19 protein-coding genes, 1 tRNA gene, 2 rRNA genes, 1 other RNA gene and 1 other annotated feature are annotated in these 19,957 nt (G+C 36.5%); of the genes, 17 read left to right on the top strand and 6 right to left on the bottom strand.

Annotated elements, in window-relative coordinates:
* The first annotated feature begins 112 nt into the window (after positions 1-112).
* Both rrf and G4D63_RS21440 read left to right on the top strand, forming a co-directional pair.
* A 5S ribosomal RNA gene (gene rrf / locus G4D63_RS21445) occupies positions 113-228 on the top strand.
* Between the two features lie 909 nt (positions 229-1,137).
* Positions 1,138-1,974, top strand: coding sequence for a hypothetical protein (locus tag G4D63_RS21440; protein WP_163182100.1), 837 nt, complete (start codon positions 1,138-1,140; stop codon positions 1,972-1,974).
* Positions 1,975-1,996: 22 nt separating this feature from the next.
* Here the strand turns inward: G4D63_RS21440 and G4D63_RS21435 are convergent, their stop codons facing one another.
* Positions 1,997-2,977 (bottom strand): YaaC family protein, encoded by a 981-nt coding sequence (locus G4D63_RS21435; RefSeq protein ID WP_163182099.1) that lies wholly within the window; start codon positions 2,975-2,977, stop codon positions 1,997-1,999.
* A 121-nt stretch (positions 2,978-3,098) separates the two neighbouring features.
* Here G4D63_RS21435 and guaB point away from each other — a divergent pair, with 121 nt between their 5' ends.
* From guaB to G4D63_RS21405, 6 genes are all read left to right on the top strand, one after another.
* Positions 3,099-4,562, top strand: coding sequence for an IMP dehydrogenase (gene guaB, locus G4D63_RS21430; RefSeq protein WP_163182098.1), 1,464 nt, complete (start codon positions 3,099-3,101; stop codon positions 4,560-4,562).
* Positions 4,563-4,671: 109 nt separating this feature from the next.
* A complete protein-coding gene (locus tag G4D63_RS21425) occupies positions 4,672-6,015 on the top strand; it encodes a serine hydrolase (RefSeq protein WP_163182097.1) in 1,344 nt (447 codons plus the stop codon).
* A 243-nt stretch (positions 6,016-6,258) separates the two neighbouring features.
* Positions 6,259-7,143 (top strand): pyridoxal 5'-phosphate synthase lyase subunit PdxS, encoded by an 885-nt coding sequence (gene pdxS, locus G4D63_RS21420; protein ID WP_163182096.1) that lies wholly within the window; start codon positions 6,259-6,261, stop codon positions 7,141-7,143.
* An 18-nt stretch (positions 7,144-7,161) separates the two neighbouring features.
* Complete coding sequence (pdxT, locus tag G4D63_RS21415) at positions 7,162-7,737, top strand: pyridoxal 5'-phosphate synthase glutaminase subunit PdxT (protein ID WP_163182095.1); 576 nt, start codon at positions 7,162-7,164, stop codon at positions 7,735-7,737.
* Between the two features lie 65 nt (positions 7,738-7,802).
* Positions 7,803-8,029: a binding site (T-box leader), on the top strand.
* Between the two features lie 57 nt (positions 8,030-8,086).
* Positions 8,087-9,361: a serine--tRNA ligase gene (serS, locus tag G4D63_RS21410; protein WP_163182094.1), complete on the top strand. Its 1,275-nt coding sequence runs from the start codon at positions 8,087-8,089 to the stop codon at positions 9,359-9,361.
* A gap of 81 nt (positions 9,362-9,442) precedes the next feature.
* A tRNA-Ser gene (locus G4D63_RS21405) sits at positions 9,443-9,535 on the top strand.
* A gap of 219 nt (positions 9,536-9,754) precedes the next feature.
* On the opposite strand, the gene mntR is transcribed toward G4D63_RS21405, so the two are convergent.
* The gene (gene mntR / locus G4D63_RS21400; RefSeq protein ID WP_163182093.1) at positions 9,755-10,180 is read right to left on the bottom strand and encodes a transcriptional regulator MntR; all 426 of its coding nucleotides are present in this window, start codon (positions 10,178-10,180) and stop codon (positions 9,755-9,757) included.
* Positions 10,181-10,322: 142 nt separating this feature from the next.
* Positions 10,323-11,123, bottom strand: a complete 801-nt coding sequence (zupT, locus tag G4D63_RS21395) for a zinc transporter ZupT (protein ID WP_163182092.1) — start codon at positions 11,121-11,123, stop codon at positions 10,323-10,325.
* 393 nt (positions 11,124-11,516) lie between these two features.
* Here zupT and G4D63_RS21390 point away from each other — a divergent pair, with 393 nt between their 5' ends.
* Positions 11,517-12,143 carry an NUDIX hydrolase gene (locus G4D63_RS21390; protein ID WP_163182091.1) on the top strand — a complete coding sequence of 209 codons (627 nt, stop codon included), beginning with the start codon at positions 11,517-11,519 and terminating at the stop codon, positions 12,141-12,143.
* A 32-nt stretch (positions 12,144-12,175) separates the two neighbouring features.
* Here G4D63_RS21390 and G4D63_RS21385 read toward each other — a convergent pair whose 3' ends face one another.
* The 3 genes from G4D63_RS21385 to G4D63_RS21375 form a co-directional block, all read right to left on the bottom strand.
* Positions 12,176-12,844 (bottom strand): deoxynucleoside kinase, encoded by a 669-nt coding sequence (locus G4D63_RS21385; RefSeq protein ID WP_163182090.1) that lies wholly within the window; start codon positions 12,842-12,844, stop codon positions 12,176-12,178.
* On the bottom strand, positions 12,841-13,479 hold the full coding sequence (locus tag G4D63_RS21380; protein WP_163182089.1) for a deoxynucleoside kinase: 639 nt from the start codon (positions 13,477-13,479) through the stop codon (positions 12,841-12,843). Before G4D63_RS21380 ends, G4D63_RS21385 begins: the two co-directional genes overlap by 4 nt.
* A gap of 134 nt (positions 13,480-13,613) precedes the next feature.
* Positions 13,614-14,900, bottom strand: coding sequence for a glycoside hydrolase family 18 protein (locus tag G4D63_RS21375; protein WP_163182088.1), 1,287 nt, complete (start codon positions 14,898-14,900; stop codon positions 13,614-13,616).
* A gap of 303 nt (positions 14,901-15,203) precedes the next feature.
* Here G4D63_RS21375 and tadA point away from each other — a divergent pair, with 303 nt between their 5' ends.
* The 8 genes from tadA to G4D63_RS21335 all read left to right on the top strand — a co-directional run.
* Positions 15,204-15,692, top strand: a complete 489-nt coding sequence (gene tadA, locus G4D63_RS21370; protein ID WP_275580340.1) for a tRNA adenosine(34) deaminase TadA — start codon at positions 15,204-15,206, stop codon at positions 15,690-15,692.
* Positions 15,693-15,779: 87 nt separating this feature from the next.
* An RNA gene (gene ffs, locus G4D63_RS21365) (signal recognition particle sRNA large type) lies at positions 15,780-16,044 on the top strand.
* A 156-nt stretch (positions 16,045-16,200) separates the two neighbouring features.
* A complete protein-coding gene (dnaX, locus tag G4D63_RS21360; protein ID WP_163182087.1) occupies positions 16,201-17,892 on the top strand; it encodes a DNA polymerase III subunit gamma/tau in 1,692 nt (563 codons plus the stop codon).
* Between the two features lie 18 nt (positions 17,893-17,910).
* On the top strand, positions 17,911-18,231 hold the full coding sequence (locus G4D63_RS21355) for a YbaB/EbfC family nucleoid-associated protein (RefSeq protein ID WP_163182086.1): 321 nt from the start codon (positions 17,911-17,913) through the stop codon (positions 18,229-18,231).
* 40 nt (positions 18,232-18,271) lie between these two features.
* Positions 18,272-18,868: a recombination mediator RecR gene (recR, locus tag G4D63_RS21350; RefSeq protein ID WP_163182085.1), complete on the top strand. Its 597-nt coding sequence runs from the start codon at positions 18,272-18,274 to the stop codon at positions 18,866-18,868.
* Positions 18,869-18,885: 17 nt separating this feature from the next.
* Positions 18,886-19,104 carry a YaaL family protein gene (locus tag G4D63_RS21345; protein ID WP_163182084.1) on the top strand — a complete coding sequence of 73 codons (219 nt, stop codon included), beginning with the start codon at positions 18,886-18,888 and terminating at the stop codon, positions 19,102-19,104.
* A gap of 86 nt (positions 19,105-19,190) precedes the next feature.
* Positions 19,191-19,454 (top strand): pro-sigmaK processing inhibitor BofA family protein, encoded by a 264-nt coding sequence (locus G4D63_RS21340; protein ID WP_163182083.1) that lies wholly within the window; start codon positions 19,191-19,193, stop codon positions 19,452-19,454.
* A 441-nt stretch (positions 19,455-19,895) separates the two neighbouring features.
* A 16S ribosomal RNA gene (locus G4D63_RS21335) occupies positions 19,896-19,957 on the top strand; the annotation flags it as partial.

Genomic DNA, 19,957 nt, shown 5'->3' with positions numbered 1-19,957 from the left:
TGGCGACACGTGGAGCTGACAGATACTAATAGGTCGAGGACTTAACCATATAATATGACAATCTTATATACGAAACATTATCTAGTTTTGAGGGAACAATATTCCCTTATAGTTTGGTGATGATGGCGAAGAGGTCACACCCGTTCCCATTCCGAACACGGAAGTTAAGCTCTTCAGCGCCGATGGTAGTTGGGGCATTGCCCCTGTGAGAGTAGGACGTCGCCAAGCAAAGATGAAAAGAGTAGCTCATGTAGCTATTCTTTTTTGTATTTTGAGCACGAAGTGCTAAAGAGTATACAACAAAGACTAGAGGACTAAAAGAAGCAAGAAGGTCAAGGAAGCGTCAGGAGAGAAGCCCGGAGCGTACGACTGTACGTGAGGACTGAACGGATGAAGCTGACGAAGAGATTCGCCGCTTATTTTAGTCCGGATCCGAACACGGAAGTTAAGCTCTTGCGCCGATGGTAGTTGGGGCATTGCCCCTGTGAGAGTAGGACGTCGCCAAGCATTGTTGAAAAGAGTAGCTCATGTAGCTACTCTTTTTTGTTGTGTCAAGGAAGTAAAATGGACTATCAAAGGTAAAGGTATTAAGTAAAACTAGATGTCGAGGAAGTGTAAAAGAGAGGAGCCTGGAGTATAACTAATAGTGCTCATTAATATGGGAGAAAAAGTAATTTTGTTGATAAATGTAATGATTTCGTTGATAAAATACAATTATTCGTTTAAAAGTTAGCTAGTTTCGTTGGTTTCGTTGATAAAATCGAAATATCGTTGATAAACCACTAGTATAAACTTCTTAAACCGTACTAATGCCTCTCACAAGCCTAGGTAACTATATAAAAAAGATAAATAGATAGAAAAACTTAACAAAACTCAATTATAAACTACTGTCTTTCTAATATTGATCCTTTTATTAGTTTTCAATTCAAATCCTCTATCAATCTCGGCTTTATAATTTAATACTCAATCAATTTCCATATTTTAAAAAAATTATCTGGTTAGATGCTTTTAGAATAATACATTGTTCTATTCTTAAACCATTTTACTAATTTCTAAAAAAAGTTTTTAAAATATGCAACATAATGGAAAACGCTGCGTCTCATAAGTGAAATCAAAATTAATATGAGGTGGATAATAATGAAAAAACTTAAAGTAATTTCTTATCTTTTAATAACACTTTCTCTTGCTGCATGTGGTACAGCTACTGATTCGGTCGGTCAAGTGGAGGATGTAGAAACAGTAAATGGTTCAGAAGGTAGTACTGCTCCAGAGGTCACTAAAGAGTTTATTACGGAGGAAGCTGCTTATGTAGGCCAAGTGGATTCAAATTCTATTGAAGTAAACACAGAGAGTCAGACCATTACACTCCTAACTGGTGAGGTAAATGGTATAGAGTGGAACAGTATTGATAAGAATGCTCATGTAGTCATTGAATATTACAAGAATGAAAATGATCAGTATGTTTTAAATGATATTACTATAACAAAGAGTGAAGTAAAAGAAGATGATCAAGAAGAAGAAAAGAGTCCAGAATTGATTAAAGAAGAAGCAGCTTATGTAGGTCAAGTGGATAGTCATTCAATAGAAGTTAACACTGAAAATAAAACCATTACCTTACTAACTAATCAAGTTACAGATGTAAACTGGAGCAGCATTAAGAAGAATACACATATAGTCATTGAATATTATAAAAATAATGATAATCAATATGTGTTAACTAATCTTTCTGTAACAAAGTCAGAAAAAGAAGATAAAACAACTTCTAAAACTATTCGTGAGGAAGCTGCCTATGTAGGTCAAGTAGATAGTAATTCTATTGAGGTAAATACAGAGTTTAAAACTATGACATTGCAATTAGGTGACGAAGTAAAAGATGTTAAATGGAATACCATCGAAAAAAATGCTCATGTAATTATTGAATACCATCAGAATGACGAAGGACAATATATTCTAACTAAAATTGAAGTAAAATAATAGGATCAGAACCGTTGTGACATCAACGGTTCTTTTTTATTTTGGCGTATAAGTAATCTGAAAGTAATATTGGAATCTTTGTAGTAGTTGTATCTATAAATTGTTGAATAAATGGCAGATCTTTCGTACTTGAATTTTGTAGAAGCTCACTCCACCATTCTGTTTCATAGCGAGAGATCATACTTAAATTATAGAGTAATAAATAATGCACCATGATTTCTGGACAATAGGTTGTTGCATCTCTGTCTGTTGAAAGGTAAAAGGAATTCTCCTCATAATGGTAGTAAAATGGAAAACAACTAATTGAATTTAATAAATCTTTTTTTAGAGAGAACGTTAAGGTTCCTTGATTTTTTTGATATGTAACCTTATCCAACGGCTTTAGTTTGTTGGTTAGGAAATCAGTAAATCTTTCTTCTGTCATATGAAAAAAATCAAGAATATTACTATTCATACTATAAGAATTCATTTCACCTTTAGTTAGAGGTATTGATACAAGCTCACCATAACTAAACTCAAATAGAGAATTAAGCTCTGGTATTCTTTTTAAAAGTGAAACCATAGCAATTTTTTCACCATCAAGGTGTTCCACATGAAACATCTTCTGGGAAAAGTGGGAAAAGAGACCATTCTTCTGTATCTTCACTTCATCCTTAAGAAAATCGTATGATTGCTTCTTTCTTTTTCTAGTCGAAACCCCATGTGCTAATACTGAAGTAGATTCAGGATAGTTTGGATCTACTGAGAGTAAACAGGCCTTTAATAACTGTGTCATTCCATAAAAAAGTAAAACAGGCTTTATAGATGTAGGTGCCTGTTGGGATAATTGATAGTAGCTTTTTCCATGATCTAAGTAATATATAAATGGATAGCAATTTTGATAGCTCACTTTTTCAGGGTCTTCCACATTACTTTCCTTATAGACCTTAAATAGATACTCTTGAACATTAGCTGCTGAATGAAAGGGAGTGTATGATTGCCATACAGCTTGATGGTCAAACAAAGGATATCCCTCCAAAATACGTTTTTTGAAAACTCTAACAAATCAATACTTTCTTGACAGTATTTTAACCAATTGTTAAGCTACTAATAATATTTTTATCAAAACTAGGGGGAGAATGGGTATGTGGGAGAGTAAATTTGTAAAAGAAGGCTTAACCTTCGATGATGTCTTGTTAGTTCCAGCTAAGTCTGAGGTACTTCCTAGAGATGTTGATTTACGCACAGTTTTAACAGATAAGGTCATACTTAATATCCCTGTCATCAGTGCAGGAATGGACACTGTTACTGAAGCTGAAATGGCTATTGCCATGGCTAGACAAGGTGGGCTAGGTATTATCCATAAAAATATGTCTATAGAAAAGCAAGCTGAACAGGTGGATAAGGTGAAGCGGTCTGAAAGTGGAGTTATTACTAATCCATTCTTTTTAACACCTGATCATCAGGTTTATGATGCTGAACACCTAATGGGTAAATATCGTATTTCTGGTGTACCGATTGTAAATAATATGGAGGATAAGAAATTAGTTGGTATTATCACTAACCGTGACCTCCGTTTTATTCAAGACTTCTCCATAAAAATAGAAGATGTTATGACCAAAGAAAACCTAGTAACTGCCCCTGTTGGAACAAACCTAGAACAAGCAGAAAGAATCTTACAAAGATATAAAATTGAAAAACTCCCACTAGTTGATGATGATGGAATTCTAAAAGGTCTCATTACCATTAAAGATATTGAAAAAGTAATTGAATTTCCTAACTCTGCAAAGGATCACCAAGGACGTTTGTTGGTAGGTGCAGCAGTTGGAGTAACTGCAGATACATTAATAAGAGCTAAGAAGCTAATAGAAGCCGGTGTAGACTGTCTTGTTTTAGATACTGCACATGGTCACTCTAAGGGTGTGCTAGATAAAGTACGAGAAATAAAAGAGAATTATCCTGCCATCTCTTTAATTGCTGGAAATGTTGCAACAGCAGATGCAACTAGAGAGTTAATAGAAGCAGGTGCAGATGTAATTAAAGTAGGAATTGGACCAGGATCAATTTGTACTACTAGAGTTGTAGCTGGGGTTGGGGTTCCACAGATTACCGCTGTTTATGACTGTGCAACTGAAGCTAAAAAGCATGGTGTGGCCATTATTGCTGATGGTGGTATTAAATACTCAGGTGATATGGTTAAGGCATTAGCAGCAGGTGGAAATGCCGTAATGCTTGGTAGTTTACTAGCAGGTGTAACTGAAAGCCCTGGGGACCGAGAAATATACCAAGGTCGTCAATTTAAGGTTTATCGTGGAATGGGCTCTGTTGGTGCAATGGAAAAAGGCAGTAAAGATCGTTATTTCCAAGAAAACAATCAAAAAGCTGTTCCAGAAGGAATTGAAGGAAGAGTACCATATAAAGGACCATTGGTTGATACGATTTACCAATTACTTGGTGGAATTCGTTCAGGTATGGGTTACTGTGGAACGAAAACACTCCATGAGCTAAGAGAGAATTCACAGTTTATACGAATGACTGGAGCAGGTTTAAGAGAAAGTCACCCACATAATATTCAAATAACAAAAGAAGCACCAAATTACTCTTTATAAGTCTATTTGGTACAATATACCTCTTCAAGACAGAGAATCAATCTCTGTCTATTTTTTTGCGATATCCTATGGTAGAATATGATGGGACAACTTAGAGGAGGGATGAATAGTGAAAGGAACGAAAAAATCTTTCATTTTATATTTATATTTAGCTTTAACACTTGTAATTGTTACGTTATTTCCTAACAGTAGCTTAGCTGCTGAAACTGATATATTAGATCTTGGTGCACAATCTGCTATTTTAGTAGATGGAAAAACTGGTTTAGTTCTTTATGAAAAAGAAGCTGATATTGCTCTTCCTACTGCAAGCATGACAAAGATGATGACTGAGTATCTTGTTTTAGAGGCAGTTAACGATGGGAAAATATCGTGGGATCAAGAAACAGGGATTTCAGATTATGTATATCAAATCTCACAAAATCGTGCATTATCAAATGTACCATTACGATCTGACTTTAAGTACAATGTTAAGGAACTATATGAATCAATGGCTATATACTCAGCAAACGGATCTACGATTGCGTTAGCTGAACTAATTGCAGGTTCTGAAACAAACTTTGTAAAGATGATGAATGAAAAAGGAAAAGAATTAGGTTTAGAAAACTTTAAGTTTGTAAATACAACTGGTTTAAATAATAAAGATTTGCTAGGTCAGCATCCGGAAGGAACTGGAGCGGATGAGGAGAATCTAATGTCAGCTCGTGATACAGCAAAGCTTGCGTATCACCTGCTAAACGATTATCCAGAAGTACTTGATACAGCTAGTATCCCTAAGGCGGTATTTAGAGACGGAACACCAGACCGAACAGAAATGCCGAACTGGAACTGGATGCTACCAACTCTTGTATATGGATATGAGGGTGTGGATGGCCTTAAAACAGGTTCTACTGATTTGGCTGGCTTCTGCTTCACAGGAACAGCAGAGAGAAATGGAACTCGACTCATTGCTGTTGTGATGAAAACAGCTGATTATGAGAGTAGATTTGGTGAAACAAAAAAGTTATTCGATTACGGTTTTAGTAATTATGAAGTACAAGAAGTACTAGCAGCTGGTTATCAGCCAAGTGAACAGTCTGTATTACCAGTTGTTAAAGGAAAAGAAAAAGAAGTCGAGATTGAATCTACTAATGCCTTATCACTATTAATTAAACGTGGTGAACAGGAAATGTATAAACCATTGGTAATTATGGATGAGGAACTTCTAACAGAAGAGGGTGCCTTAACTGCCCCTATTGAAAAGGGCATGAAGGTAGGTTCTGTAACTGTAGAATATACAGGCGAAGGAAAACTAAGCTTCTTAACTTCAAATGGTCATGACCTCATAACTACTGAGCTTGTAACCACTTCCGATATTGAAAAATCAAATGGATTCGTATTGTTCATGCAAGCGATTGGTGGTTTCTTTGGAGAATTGTGGACAAGTGCCGCAAATGGAATTAAAGGTTTATTTTAAATGTAAAACTCCCATAAACGGGAGTTTTTTCTTTAGGTTTACTACTAATTTAAGTGTGAGCATTCTTTATAAATATTAATAGTAGGTTTTTTTTTACTTTTAATGTAGAATAATACAATGACAAGCAGTTTGTAATATTTTATGTTTTTTGTTAAAAAGATAGTAGATGAAAAACGATAGTATTATACTACTGATGTTTTTCTAATTAAACATGAGCAAGCTTACATATAGGGGGTATTTATAATGAGTCAATCAGGTACTGAAAGAGTAAAAAGAGGTATGGCAGAAATGCAAAAAGGTGGCGTTATCATGGACGTTGTTAACGCTGAGCAGGCAAGAATTGCACAAGAAGCTGGTGCTGTAGCAGTTATGGCTCTTGAGCGTGTTCCTGCAGATATCCGTGCAGCAGGTGGAGTAGCTCGTATGGCTGATCCAACAATCGTGGAAGATGTAGTAAAGGCTGTAACTATTCCAGTAATGGCAAAGGCTCGTATTGGTCATATCGTTGAGGCACGTGTATTAGAATCTCTTGGTGTTGATTATATCGATGAGAGTGAAGTTTTAACTCCTGCAGATGAGGAGTACCATATTGATAAGAGACAATTTACTGTACCATTTGTTTGTGGTTGTCGTGACCTTGGAGAAGCTGCAAGACGTATTGGTGAAGGTGCTTCAATGCTTCGTACAAAGGGTGAGCCTGGTACAGGAAATATCGTAGAAGCAGTTCGTCACATGAGAAAAGTAAATGCACAAGTTCGTAAGCTTGTTGCAATGAGTGAAGATGAAGTGATGATGGAAGCAAAGCTATTAGGTGCTCCATTTGAATTATTATTAGAAATTAAAAAGCTAGGACGTTTACCTGTAGTAAACTTTGCTGCAGGTGGAGTCGCTACTCCTGCTGATGCTGCGTTAATGATGCAACTTGGAGCAGATGGAGTATTTGTAGGGTCAGGGATCTTTAAGTCAGAAAACCCAGCAAAGTTTGCTCGTGCTATTGTTGAAGCAACTACTCACTTTGAGGACTATGAGTTAATTGCATCTTTATCTAAGAACTTAGGTTCAGCAATGAAGGGTGTAGATATTTCATCATTACTACCAGAACAACGTATGCAAGAACGCGGCTGGTAATAAAGAGGAGTTTAGTAAATGGTTAAAATAGGCGTATTAGGATTACAAGGAGCAGTTAGAGAGCATGTTGTGGCTCTTGAGCAGTCGGGTGCTGAGACAGTTATTGTGAAGCGACATGAGCAGCTCAATGAAATAGATGGTCTTGTCATTCCCGGTGGAGAAAGCACAACAATGAGGCGCCTAATTGATAAGTATGATTTTATGCAGCCTTTAAAGGAATTTGCTGCACAGGAAAAGCCGATGTTTGGTACATGTGCAGGGTTAATTCTTTTAGCAAAAAATATTGTTGGGTATGATGAACCTCATATTGGGGTTATGGATATAACGGTTGAACGTAATGCATTTGGTCGCCAGAAGGATAGCTTTGAAGCAGAATTAATGATTTCTGGTGTAGCAGAAGACTATGTTGGTGTCTTCATCCGCGCTCCTTATGTTGTTGAAGTAGGAGAGCAGGTAGAAGTTTTATCAAAGCATAATGAAAAAATCGTAGCCGTTCGTCAAGGACCATTCTTAGGATGTGCGTTTCATCCCGAGCTTACAGATGATCACCGTTTTGCACAATATTTTGTAAATATGGTGAAAGAATCTAAGTAAAATAGTATAAACTATTGAAACCTGTATAAACTTGTAGTAAATTAATAATTACAAAAATTTGTTATATTAAATCGATGATAGGAACTAGTAGCGTGTGTTCTTTCAAACAGAGAGTCGGTGGTTGCTGTGAACCGATGTGAGATACACGTGAATCCATCCTAGAGTGAAATATCGAAAGGGCAACCCCCAAGTAGTTATTTTCGGCTTTCTGCCGTTACAGAGACCCAAGAGGAAGATAGGATGATTCTGTCTTCAATTAGGGTGGCAACGCGGGTATACTCTCGTCCCTTTTTATAAGGGACGGGAGTTTTTTGTTTTTTTAATACTAAAATACAAGGAGGTATGTGTAATGCTAGATTTAAAACATTTACGAGCAAATTTTGAGGAAGTTAAAAGCAAGTTGAAGTATCGTGGTGAGGATCTCTCAGACCTAGGTAAATTTGAAGAATTAGATCAAAGACGCCGTGCACTAATTGCGGAGGCAGAAGTCTTAAAAGGAAAACGAAATGAAGTCTCTCAACAAATTTCACAATTAAAACGTGAGAAAAAGGATGCTGAGACTTTAATTGTAGAAATGAGAGAAGTTGGAGATCGCATTAAATTACTAGATGACGATCTTCGAGTAGTGGAGCAAGAACTTGAGCAATTATTATTATCTATCCCTAACATTCCTCATGAAAGTGTCCCAGTAGGAGAGACCGAGGATGACAATGTTACGATTCGAACATGGGGTGAACTGCCACAGTTTTCATTTGAACCGAAGCCACATTGGGATATCGCAAACGGATTAGATATTCTAGACTTTGAACGAGCTGGAAAAGTTACTGGCAGCCGATTTGTTTTTTATAAGGGATTAGGTGCTCGTTTAGAACGTGCGCTAATAAACTTTATGATGGATTTGCATAGTGATGAGCACGGGTATAAGGAAATCATTCCACCATTTATCGTAAATCGAGATAGCATGATTGGAACTGGACAGCTTCCTAAATTTGAAGAGGATGCCTTTAAAATTGTTGGAGAAGATTACTTCCTCATTCCAACATCTGAAGTTCCAGTAACAAACTTACATCGTGATGAAATAATAAATGGAGATCAGCTCCCAATCAGTTATGCAGCATTCAGTGCTAATTTCCGTTCAGAAGCGGGATCTGCAGGCCGTGATACAAGGGGATTAATCAGACAGCATCAATTCAATAAGATTGAGCTTGTTAGATTTGTTAAACCAGAGGATTCTTATGGTGAATTAGAAAAGCTAACTTCACATGCTGAGAAGGTACTCCAGCTATTAGAGCTACCATACCAAGTGATGAGCATGTGTACTGCTGATCTTGGTTTTACAGCTGCAAAGAAGTATGATATTGAAGTTTGGATACCGAGCTATAATGCATATCGTGAAATTTCTTCTTGTAGTAATTTTGAAGCATTCCAAGCAAGACGTGCTAACATTCGTTTCCGTAGAGAGCCAAATGCAAAGCCAGAACATGTTCATACTTTGAATGGATCTGGATTAGCGGTAGGAAGAACGGTTTCAGCCATTTTGGAGAACTACCAGCAGGAAGATGGAACGGTTATTATTCCAAAGGTATTACGTCCTTATATGGGGAATAAAGAAGTTATTAAGTAGGGGGAAAGGGACTTTGTCTCTTTCTTTTGAAATGTTGTTGACAAGTAATTTAGAATTTGATATATTATTACTTGTCGATACGGAGGAATACCCAAGTCCGGCTGAAGGGATCGGTCTTGAAAACCGACAGGCGGGTCAAACCGCGCGGGGGTTCGAATCCCTCTTCCTCCGCCATATTTTTATCGATACACACGCAAACATGTGCATAAAATGGAGATTATACCAATTACAACTTGTAATTGGTTTTTTTATTGCTTTCTTTTGTCATTGGATCGTCTCATTCAGCATTTATCTTTTTTGCTACATTCAACTCCAAGTTACTAAAGATATATAAATATCAATCCTATATCGATGAGCAATAAATAACAAAGACATCCTAGATGGATGCCTTGGTTATTTATTATTACTAATGTTATTTCGATAAGATAAATAAGATTTCCTTATCTCGGGATTCTCTTCTAAGAATTGGATGAGAGTTGCGATGCAAAAGGTTGTTTCCTTTCCAATGTGGTGCTCAATTCCTTCTACCTCTTTATAGATATCCTTTGAGGGAATTTCTAAAATTCGAAAGAAGTCTTCTAATGTTTGGTGCTTATCTGCGATATCTTTGGCGATTTTTTTTCCTCTTGAAGTAAGGATGAATCCGCGGTACTTTTCATATATTCCTAATTCTTTTTCATCAAGCTTTTGCAACATCTTTGTTACAGAGGAAGGGAGCACATCAAGAGAGGAAGCAATATCAGTTACACGAGCATAACCCTTGTCTTCTAAGATCAGATAAATTACTTCTAGGTAGTCTTCCATACTAGGTGTTGGCACTGGAATCCCTCCTTTTTATATCATTCCTTCGAACATTTTATCATAAATAATAGTTTTAGGCTTTGTAACGGAAGTAATATTGAAAGTACAAATTTAATTTTGTGGAGGGACCCGAGAGCCCCTTCACAATAAGATCCTAATTTTAAATAAATAACAGTAAGCTTAGGGCCATTACTGCCATGCCACCAATTAATCCATAAATAGATAGATGGGCCTCATCATATTTCTTTGCTGCTGGTAATAGTTCATCAAGAGAGATAAACACCATAATTCCCGCAACAGCAGCAAAAATGACACCAAACATTATATCATTCAAATAAGGCATTAGAATAAAATAAGCGAAAATGGCACCGATTGGCTCCGATAAACCTGATAAAAAAGATAACTTAAATGCCTTCTTTTTACTGCCGGTTGCAAAATATACAGGTACAGAAACGGCAATTCCCTCTGGAATATTATGAATCGCAATGGCAACTGCTATTGCAATACCTATTGTAGGGTCTTGTAAAGTTGCCGTGAATGTAGCAATTCCTTCAGGAAAGTTATGAATTGCAATGGCAAGTGCTGTGAACGTTCCCATTCGATATAAGTTTTGGTTTTGGGGTTGATTGTTCATTTCCTCAACTTTCTTAAGTTCATGAGGATTTCCGGTCTTCGGTATGAACTTATCAATTAAAGCAATTAAGAGCATTCCTCCGAAAAATCCAGCAACAGTCATCCAGTTACCCGAGACTTCTCCTAATTCCCCCACAAGGGCATCTTTTGCTTTTACGAAAATTTCAATCATTGATACATAAATCATGACCCCTGCGGAAAAGCCAAGTGAAATAGATAAAAACTTTGTGTTTGTTCGTGTCGTAAAGAATGCCAGTAAACTTCCAATCCCTGTTGCTAGACCAGCCATTAAAGTTAATCCGAATGCTAATAATAGATTTTCAGCCATCTTGTGTTCCTCCTGTTTTAGTTAATTAATAAACTTGCCTTAGAGACTTAAAGTTTCCTTAGGGAAACATTTAGGTAAAAAATTAAGCAGAAAGCTTCTTAGACTTTTTGCTGTATCTTCATGTATATTAGTATGAATATTATTTTAAATGGTGAGTTGTACAAATGCATATTTGTTTCCTTTATACAACTTATTATAAATTGTAACCATTATTCTGTAAACAAATAAGAAAAGGGGTTAATAAGGAGAAGGATTCACTCACATTAGATAGAACTAGTATGAATTATATGTTCTTTGTTAGATGAATATGATGGGGACAAAATTCATATTTAATTTATAATTAATAAAAAAAGATGGGGTTATCCTTGAATGATAGAAATGAGGTGAAACGGAATGGATTCACAAACCATAAAAAACAAAGTTAACGGGCATATACCTTCTGTGTTGGGTCATGAAAAACTCTCTAAATATGCGGTTTTGCTACCTCTTATTGAAATAGAGGAAGAAGTCCATGTACTTTTCGAGATTCGCTCGGAACAGCTAAGAAGGCAACCAGGTGATATTTGCTTTCCAGGAGGAAGAATTGATTATAGTGACCAGACTAATATGGCTGCAGCTTTACGGGAGACAAGAGAAGAGTTAGGTATACATGAGGAGGATATTCAAGAGGTATTTCCTTTAGACTATCTGATTTCTCCGTTTGGAATGATGATTTTTTCATTTGTAGGATTCATTCAATCTCTTGATTCAATTAAGTTAAATCCAGCAGAAGTGGGAGAAATATTCGTAGTTCCACTCTCATTCTTTTTGGAGAATGAACCAGAGGTATATCATGTGAATTTTAAGGTTCAACCAGATGAGAGCTTTCCAGTGAATCTTATTGCCGGTGGTGAGAATTATGACTGGAAGATTAGAAAGCAGGAGGAGCATTTTTACAACTATGAAAATAAGGTGATTTGGGGACTGACAGCGAAGATTTTATTGCATTTTGTAGAACTGCTTAAAAAAGGAACTAATTAAAAAAGGATGTGGGCAGCCACATCCTTTTTTATCTAGATATTAATTGGTGTTTTATTGTTTATCATTCTGCTAATTTTCTCGATAATTGGTTCTATAGATGAATCGTTAGCAAGTACATCATACTCATTAATATTTAATCTTAGTACGGGACAAGCATGAAAGTTATTAATCCAGGTTTCATAGCGTGTATGCATTTCCTTCCAGTATTCAATCGGAGTTTGCTGCTCCATTGTTCTACCTCGCACTTTAATTCTATCCAGTATATCGTCAATACTTCCCTCAAGGTAGATTAACAAATCAGGATGTGGGAAATAGGGCGTCATGACCATAGCGTCAAATAAACTTGTATAGGTCTCATAATCGACCCCAGTCATTGTCCCTTTGTCGTAATGCATTTTGGCGAATATCCCTGTATCTTCATAAATGGAACGATCCTGGATAAACCCGCCTCCATATTCGAATATTTTCTTTTGTTCTTTGAAACGTTCTGCTAAAAAATAAATCTGAAGATGAAAACTCCAGCGCTGAAAGTCTAGATAAAATTGATCTAGATAAGGATTAGTATCTACTTTTTCAAAAGATGTACGAAACCCTAAACTGTCAGCTAAAGCTTTTGTCATCGTTGACTTTCCAACCCCGACTGTGCCTGCAATTGTAATAACGGCATTACTTGGAATCCCGTATTTTTCACGTAAAATCATAAGGCTGCTCTCCCTTTAACCGTTGATTCAATTGTCTCTAGTATTGTTTCTAAATCCTGTTCATTCATGACAAAGTCCAGGTCATCGCCACTTAATCTAATGATTGGAATATGTGGGTTGATTACTTGAAAAAGTTCCATTGCTCTTTCATAATCCTCAATAAGTTGTTGAAGATAAGCAGCACTCATTTGTTTTTCAATTTCTCTTCCACGCTTAGCCACGCGATGAAGAAGGGTATCAAGACTTGCATGAAGGTAAATAATAACGTTAGGCTCAGGCATATCATTTGTAAGAATCTCATAAATTTGTCTATATTTTTGAGATTGATATTCATTTAACGTGCGATCCGCAAAGATCATGTTCTTCATAATATGATAGTCTGCGACAACGGGTTGGTTCTTCTTTAAGTATGAAGTATGAATATCCTCTAGCTGCTTATAACGATTGCAGAGAAAGAACATCTCTGTTTGAAAGCTCCATTCTTCAATGTTTGTATAGAATTTCCCTAAAAATGGGTTTTCGTCTACAATTTCCTTTAATAAATGATAATGGAACCGATTTGCTATTTCTTTTGCAAGCGAGGTCTTACCGACACCAATCGGTCCTTCTACAGTAATAAATGGTGTTTGACTCATCGTGCTCCCCCTAACTCTTAAAATCTGACAAAATGAATCAAATTTTTACATAACAGTATTCATTTTATCACAGAGTGAAGTGGCTGAGGATAAAATAAAAAAAATCCTACTTTTTACAAGTAGGACTGTCAAAATCATTGCTTAGTAACATTAAAATTCTCGGTAATTAATAGCCAATTTTGCGGGAAAGGCAATCCTAGTTTCCAATAGCTAATACCTCTTAATCCTAATTCTTTAATAAGGTCAAATTTTGCTTGAATAGATCTTGCATCTTCAAACCATACTTTATGTTCTTTACCTTCATTGTCCACATAATCAAAATGAGGCGCTTGTGCTTGATAATCATACTTAATTGGCACATTATTTTGGGCTGCTAATTCAACTGCTCTGACAGGACTAACCGCTTTGGCATATTGACCTCCAGGTACAAAAGGAAGCGTCCAATCATATCCGTATAAATTTTGACCCATCATTATTTTAGAGCCGGGCATTTCAGTAAGAGCATACTCTAACACTTCACGTACTGGTCCTATAGGAGATACAGGCATTGGGGGTCCACCACTATAGCCCCATTCATAAGTCATAATGACTACAAAATCTGCAATTTCACCATGTGCTTTATAATCATGTGCCTCATACCATTTTCCCTTTTGATCAGCCTTCGTTTTCGGTGCTAATGCTGTAGATAGTAAGAATCCTTGAGCAGAAAGTCGAGCTTTCGCTTTTCTCAGAAATGCATTATATCTTTCGCGATCTTCTGGTCGGAGATATTCCATGTCAAAGTGGATATCACGGAAATTATATTTTTTTGCAGCTGTAATAATATTGGTGAGTAATGTATCTTGTAAGGAATCATTTGTTAAAATAATCCGTCCAAGCTCATCACTAAATTGTCCCTCTTCTAAATTAGTAACAACCATCATAAGGGTAACTTGGTTTTCACTTGCTATAGAAGGAAAGTTATTTAATAATGGTTCTTTTAATGTACCATCACGAAGTATTTGAAAACTAAATGGAGCTAGATACGTTAAATATGGAGCTGCTTCCCTTGCAGCTGCCTCTATTTCAGGTTTGACTGTACCACCTAATGGTTCAACATAGGCATTAACTTCAGCGTTACGCTTAGGTAATGGTGGAATATATAACTTAGTACCAACTTGAAGTGGTTGGGTTGGAGAAATCCGGTTGATTTGAGCAAGTCTTTGAAATGAGAGTCCAAACCTATTAGCAATCGACCATAAACTATCACCAGATTTAACCCAATAAAAACGGCCGATAATTGGAATGACAAGTGTCTGGCCAATTACAAGTCCACTTTGTTGATTTAGTTCATTTGCCTCTACTATATCATTGACGGTTGTTCCGTATGCTTGAGCAATACCATATAAGGTCTGCCCACGTTGAATAACATGAATTTGCATGATAACCCCCCTTTATTAAATAAAAACCTTTGATAAAATAGTAAGTGACAGTTTGATAAGGTTAGTCTGAAAATAAGGATTAATCTTGTGTCGGATTATAATATCCTGACCACTAGAATCATATAAGGATTTATTTTCTTCCAAACCTTTAGCCTCGTAAAACAGTTCTAAGTATTAAAAATAAGCAGGAAATGACTAGTAGTAAGTTTATTTTCAATAACAGAAAGAAATGTCAATTTATTCACCAAATTATAAAGACTAGCTAATTACATTACACTGAATTATATAAAGGAGTTTTCAAGTTTGACTTTAGAATTAGATAGAAAGTTTATGAGCCTGGCTATTAAAGAAGCAAAGAAAGCTGAGGTAATCGGTGAAGTTCCAATTGGGGCTGTTCTTGTTAAAGATGGAGAAGTAATCGCATCTGGTTACAATTTAAGGGAAACTGAACAACGTTCAATCGCCCACGCAGAAATGCTAGTAATTGATCAAGGGTGTAAACAGCTCGGCACATGGAGACTTGAGGATACCACTTTATATGTTACTCTGGAGCCATGTCCAATGTGTGCAGGAGCAATTGTACTTTCACGAATTCCAAGAGTGGTCTATGGAGCTAAGGATCCTAAGGGTGGTTGTGCAGGAACCTTGATGAACCTATTACAAGAATCAAGATTTAATCATCAATCAATTGTTGAGAGCGGAATATTAGAAGAAGAATGTGGGGCATTACTAACAAACTTTTTCCAAACTTTACGTAAAAAGAAAAAAGGTTCCTTAGAAACCAAATATTAAGATAGGTATCATCGTTGCATTTTTGTCTCACACGTTATATACTTGTTTATGCGTCCCAGTGACGCACTAATATTGGTATCAACTTTGCCGTGCTAAGCGGGGAGGTAGCGGTGCCCTGTACTCGCAATCCGCTCTAGCGAGGCCGAATTCCTTCCAGAGGTTTATTCACTGTAAGGTCTGCCCTTAGTAAGTGGTGTTGACGTTCGGGTCCTGCGCAACGGGAATCCATGAACCCTGTCAGGTCCGGAAGGAAGCAGCAGTAAGTGGACCATCTCGTGTGCCGCGGGGTTGCCTGAACCGAGCTAACTGCTAAGGTAACGCTTATGGTGTTAAATCGACGGAAGGTGCACGGTAGTTTATACACATATAAAACTCACTTCGTAAAACGGGTGAGTTTTTTTGTATATACAACCTTACTATTTATAATGGATGATTCTCATTATTCTTTGAAATTGAAAAGATAGTTACGGTATAATAGATGAGATGATAAGAGAAGAAGGGGATTTCAATGGTATATCAAGCATTATATCGGGTGTGGAGGCCACAAAGCTTCCAAGATGTAGTTGGACAAGAACATATCACAAAAACTCTTCAAAATGCCCTTCTTCACGAGAAGATCACACATGCTTATTTGTTTTCAGGACCTCGAGGAACAGGGAAGACAAGTGCCGCTAAAATTATTGCAAAAGCTATAAATTGTGAACGAGCACCTGTAAGTGAACCGTGTAATCAATGTGATGCATGCAAAACAATAACAAATGGATCTAATCCTGATGTGTTCGAAATTGATGCAGCTTCAAATAATGGCGTAGATGAGATCAGAGATATCCGTGATAAAGTAAAGTTTGCACCAAGTACGGTTAAATATAAAGTCTATATCATTGATGAAGTACATATGTTATCCATTGGAGCTTTTAATGCATTATTAAAAACGCTAGAGGAACCTCCACAACATGTTGTCTTTATCCTAGCAACAACTGAACCACATAAAATACCTTTGACCATTATATCAAGATGCCAAAGATTTGATTTTAAGAGGATCTCAGCGGGTTCCATTGTTAACAGAATGAACACGATTGTCCAAGAACAAGAGGTTGCCATTGATGAGGATGCGTTACTTGCTGTGGCAAGGGCTGCGGATGGCGGGATGCGAGATGCGTTAAGCTTACTTGACCAAGCAATTGCACTAAGTGAGGAGCAGGTTACACTTGATAACGTCCTAATGATAACCGGTGCCGTTTCGCAGCAATTTTTAATGACGCTTGTACAAGCAATCCAAAGCCAACAGGTACCAGTTGCATTACAGGCTCTTGATGAACTAATGAATCAAGGGAAGGATCCAAAACGGTTTATTGAAGATATCATTTATTTCTACCGTGATATTCTCTTATATCAATCATCTCCTCAACTTGAGGATATATTAGTAAGAGTAAAAGTAGATGAATCATTTAAGCAACTGGCAGATGAGATTCGGGTTGAAAGGATCTATGAAATCATTGATATCCTGAATAAATGTCAGCAAGAGATGAAATGGACAAATCATCCCAAAATCCTTTTAGAAATAGCAATTGTTCAGCTTTGTCAACAGGAGTCTAAAGCCTTACCAGAAGTAGAACACTTAGTTCAACGGGTGAAGGATTTAGAAAAAGAAGTTGCTCACTTGAAAGATAAGGGCATCACTGTTAATGCTAACTCACAAGAGGTAACAGCTCAAAAAGATCAAAGAGTACAAAAAGTGAACAAAAGTAGTTATCGTGTACCGGTAGGTAGAGCAACAGAAGTTCTTAAACAAGCAACTCGACAGGATTTAAATCAGATTAAAAGTAATTGGGGCAATATGCTTGAGCAGCTAAAAAAACAAAATAAAGTTTCACATGCTGCGCTATTAAGTGAAAGTGAACCGGTTGCTGCATCTGACAAAGCCTTCATTTTGTCCTTTAAATTTGAAATTCATTGCAAAATGGCAGCTGAGAATACGAACAATGTTCGTGATAATTTAGAGGGTATTCTTCTTGATATTATTGGAAAGAGATATGAAATGATTGCTGTCCCAGAACCAGAATGGGGAAAAATAAGGGAAGAGTATATTCGTGAGCAACGTAATGATACAGAGGATGATAAACAAAAGGAAGATGATCCTCTTATTACAGAAGCACAAAAGCTTTTTGGTACAGAGCTCATTGAAATAATAGAAGATTAAAACTTAGGAGGTTACATTATGCGTGGTGGCGGAAATATGGGAAATATGATGAAACAAATGCAAAAAATGCAAAAACAAATGGCAAAAGCTCAAGAGGAACTTGGGGAGAAGCGAATTGAGGGTACTGCTGGCGGTGGTATGGTAACAGTTATTGTTAGTGGACATAAAGAAGTCCTAGAAGTAAATATTAAAGAGGAAGTCGTTGATCCAGACGATATAGAAATGCTTCAAGACCTTGTATTAGCTGCAACAAATGATGCCTTAAAGAAAGCAGAAGAACTAACTAATAATACAATGGGGCAATTTACAAAAGGATTAAACTTGCCTGGAATGTTTTAATAGAGGTTATCTGTCTGTTTGTTAACAGGGAGGAAGACAAATGCATTATCCAGAGCCTATATCCAAATTAATTGATAGTTTTATGAAGCTGCCAGGTATTGGACCGAAAACAGCGGTTCGGCTGGCTTTTTTTGTGTTAAATATGAAAGAAGACGATGTTTTAGAATTCGGGAAAAGCTTAGTCAATGCCAAAAGGAATCTTACACATTGTTCGGTTTGTGGGCATATCACGGATAAAGACCCATGCCAAATATGTGAGGACCAATCCAGAGATAAATCAGTCATTTGTGTAGTACAAGATCCAAAAGACGTAATTGCAATGGAAAAAATGCGTGATTATACTGGCTTCTATCATGTATTGCACGGAGCGATTTCTCCGATGGATGGAATTGGTCCAGAGGATATTAATATTGCAACCCTTCTTAAGAGACTTCAGGATGATACCGTTCAAGAAGTTATTCTTGCAACAAATCCTAATATTGAAGGGGAAGCTACAGCGATGTATATTTCTCGATTATTAAGGCCAACTGGAATCAGAATCACAAGAATTGCTCATGGACTACCAGTTGGAGGCGATTTAGAATATGCTGATGAAGTTACTCTTTCGAAGGCACTAGAAGGAAGAAGAGAACTCTAAGGATAGGAGGTCCATTCATGTTTTTCCAAAGAAAAGGAAAATTAAGAAAATCCTTTAATGAACAATTAATAGAAAGTTTAGAGAAAAATAAAAATGAATGGATGCGTCAAAAAGAAATAGTGAACCGATGTGTGGAACCTTCTGCGGAGGTCCTGTACCATTTAAAACTTGCAGAAGCTAAATATCTTTTCCTTATAAGAGAAGCGAAGAAAAGAAAAGTTACACTATTGCGTTAGTGGTTTGGTTTTATAAGTTCTTTTTTTAGATTCTCCTCATATTCATGTAAAAAGAAGGGCATGTACAAGAGGGGGAATTAAATCTTATGGAACCAACCATAATTCTATCCATACTAGGTGGAGTAATTGTCTTACTGTTGATTGTTGGTGCACCAATTAGACCAGTACGGTGGATTGGCCAAGGATTAATTAAGATTATGATTGGCGCACTGTTGTTGTTCTTTTTAAATGCTTTTGGGACAATGATTGATCTACACGTCCCAATTAATTTAGCAACATCATCTGTATCAGGTTTCTTCGGAATTCCGGGTGTAGTTGCACTTATAATCATTCAAACGTATATCCTTTAGGGAAAACAAATGGGAAAACCATTTGTTTTCTTTTTTATATCAGATTGTATAAAAAGAAATATAATACCTAATCCTTCACTATAGAATAAAGAGCCTGTTGATTTCTCATTGTTGAATAGTCCAAATGATTAAATTAGAAAAAACATTTGACACTTTATTAACATCTATGATAAATTGTTAAAGTCGCTTTTGTGAGAGACATTAAAAAACATTAAAAACTTCTTTTAAAAAGATGTTGACTTCAATTTAATATATATGATATATTAATAAAGTCGCTTCTGAGCGATGAGATAAATAGTTCTTTGAAAACTAAACAAAACGTCAAGCGTGTTGGTCTTTAAAAACCAACGCAAGTAATAAATTTTTAGATCTACTATATAGTTATTTTCGCTAACGCGAAAAAACTCAGTAGATTGCCGGTGTAATGAGCAATCAAACACTTTATTGGAGAGTTTGATCCTGGCTCAGGACGAACGCTGGCGGCGTGCCTAATACATGCAAGT

The organism is Bacillus mesophilus (genome assembly GCF_011008845.1).
Lineage (GTDB): Bacteria > Bacillota > Bacilli > Bacillales > SA4 > Bacillus_BS > Bacillus_BS mesophilus.
The sequence above is the reverse complement of the archived record's forward strand: the minus strand, read 5'-3'. Positions and strand labels throughout refer to the sequence as shown.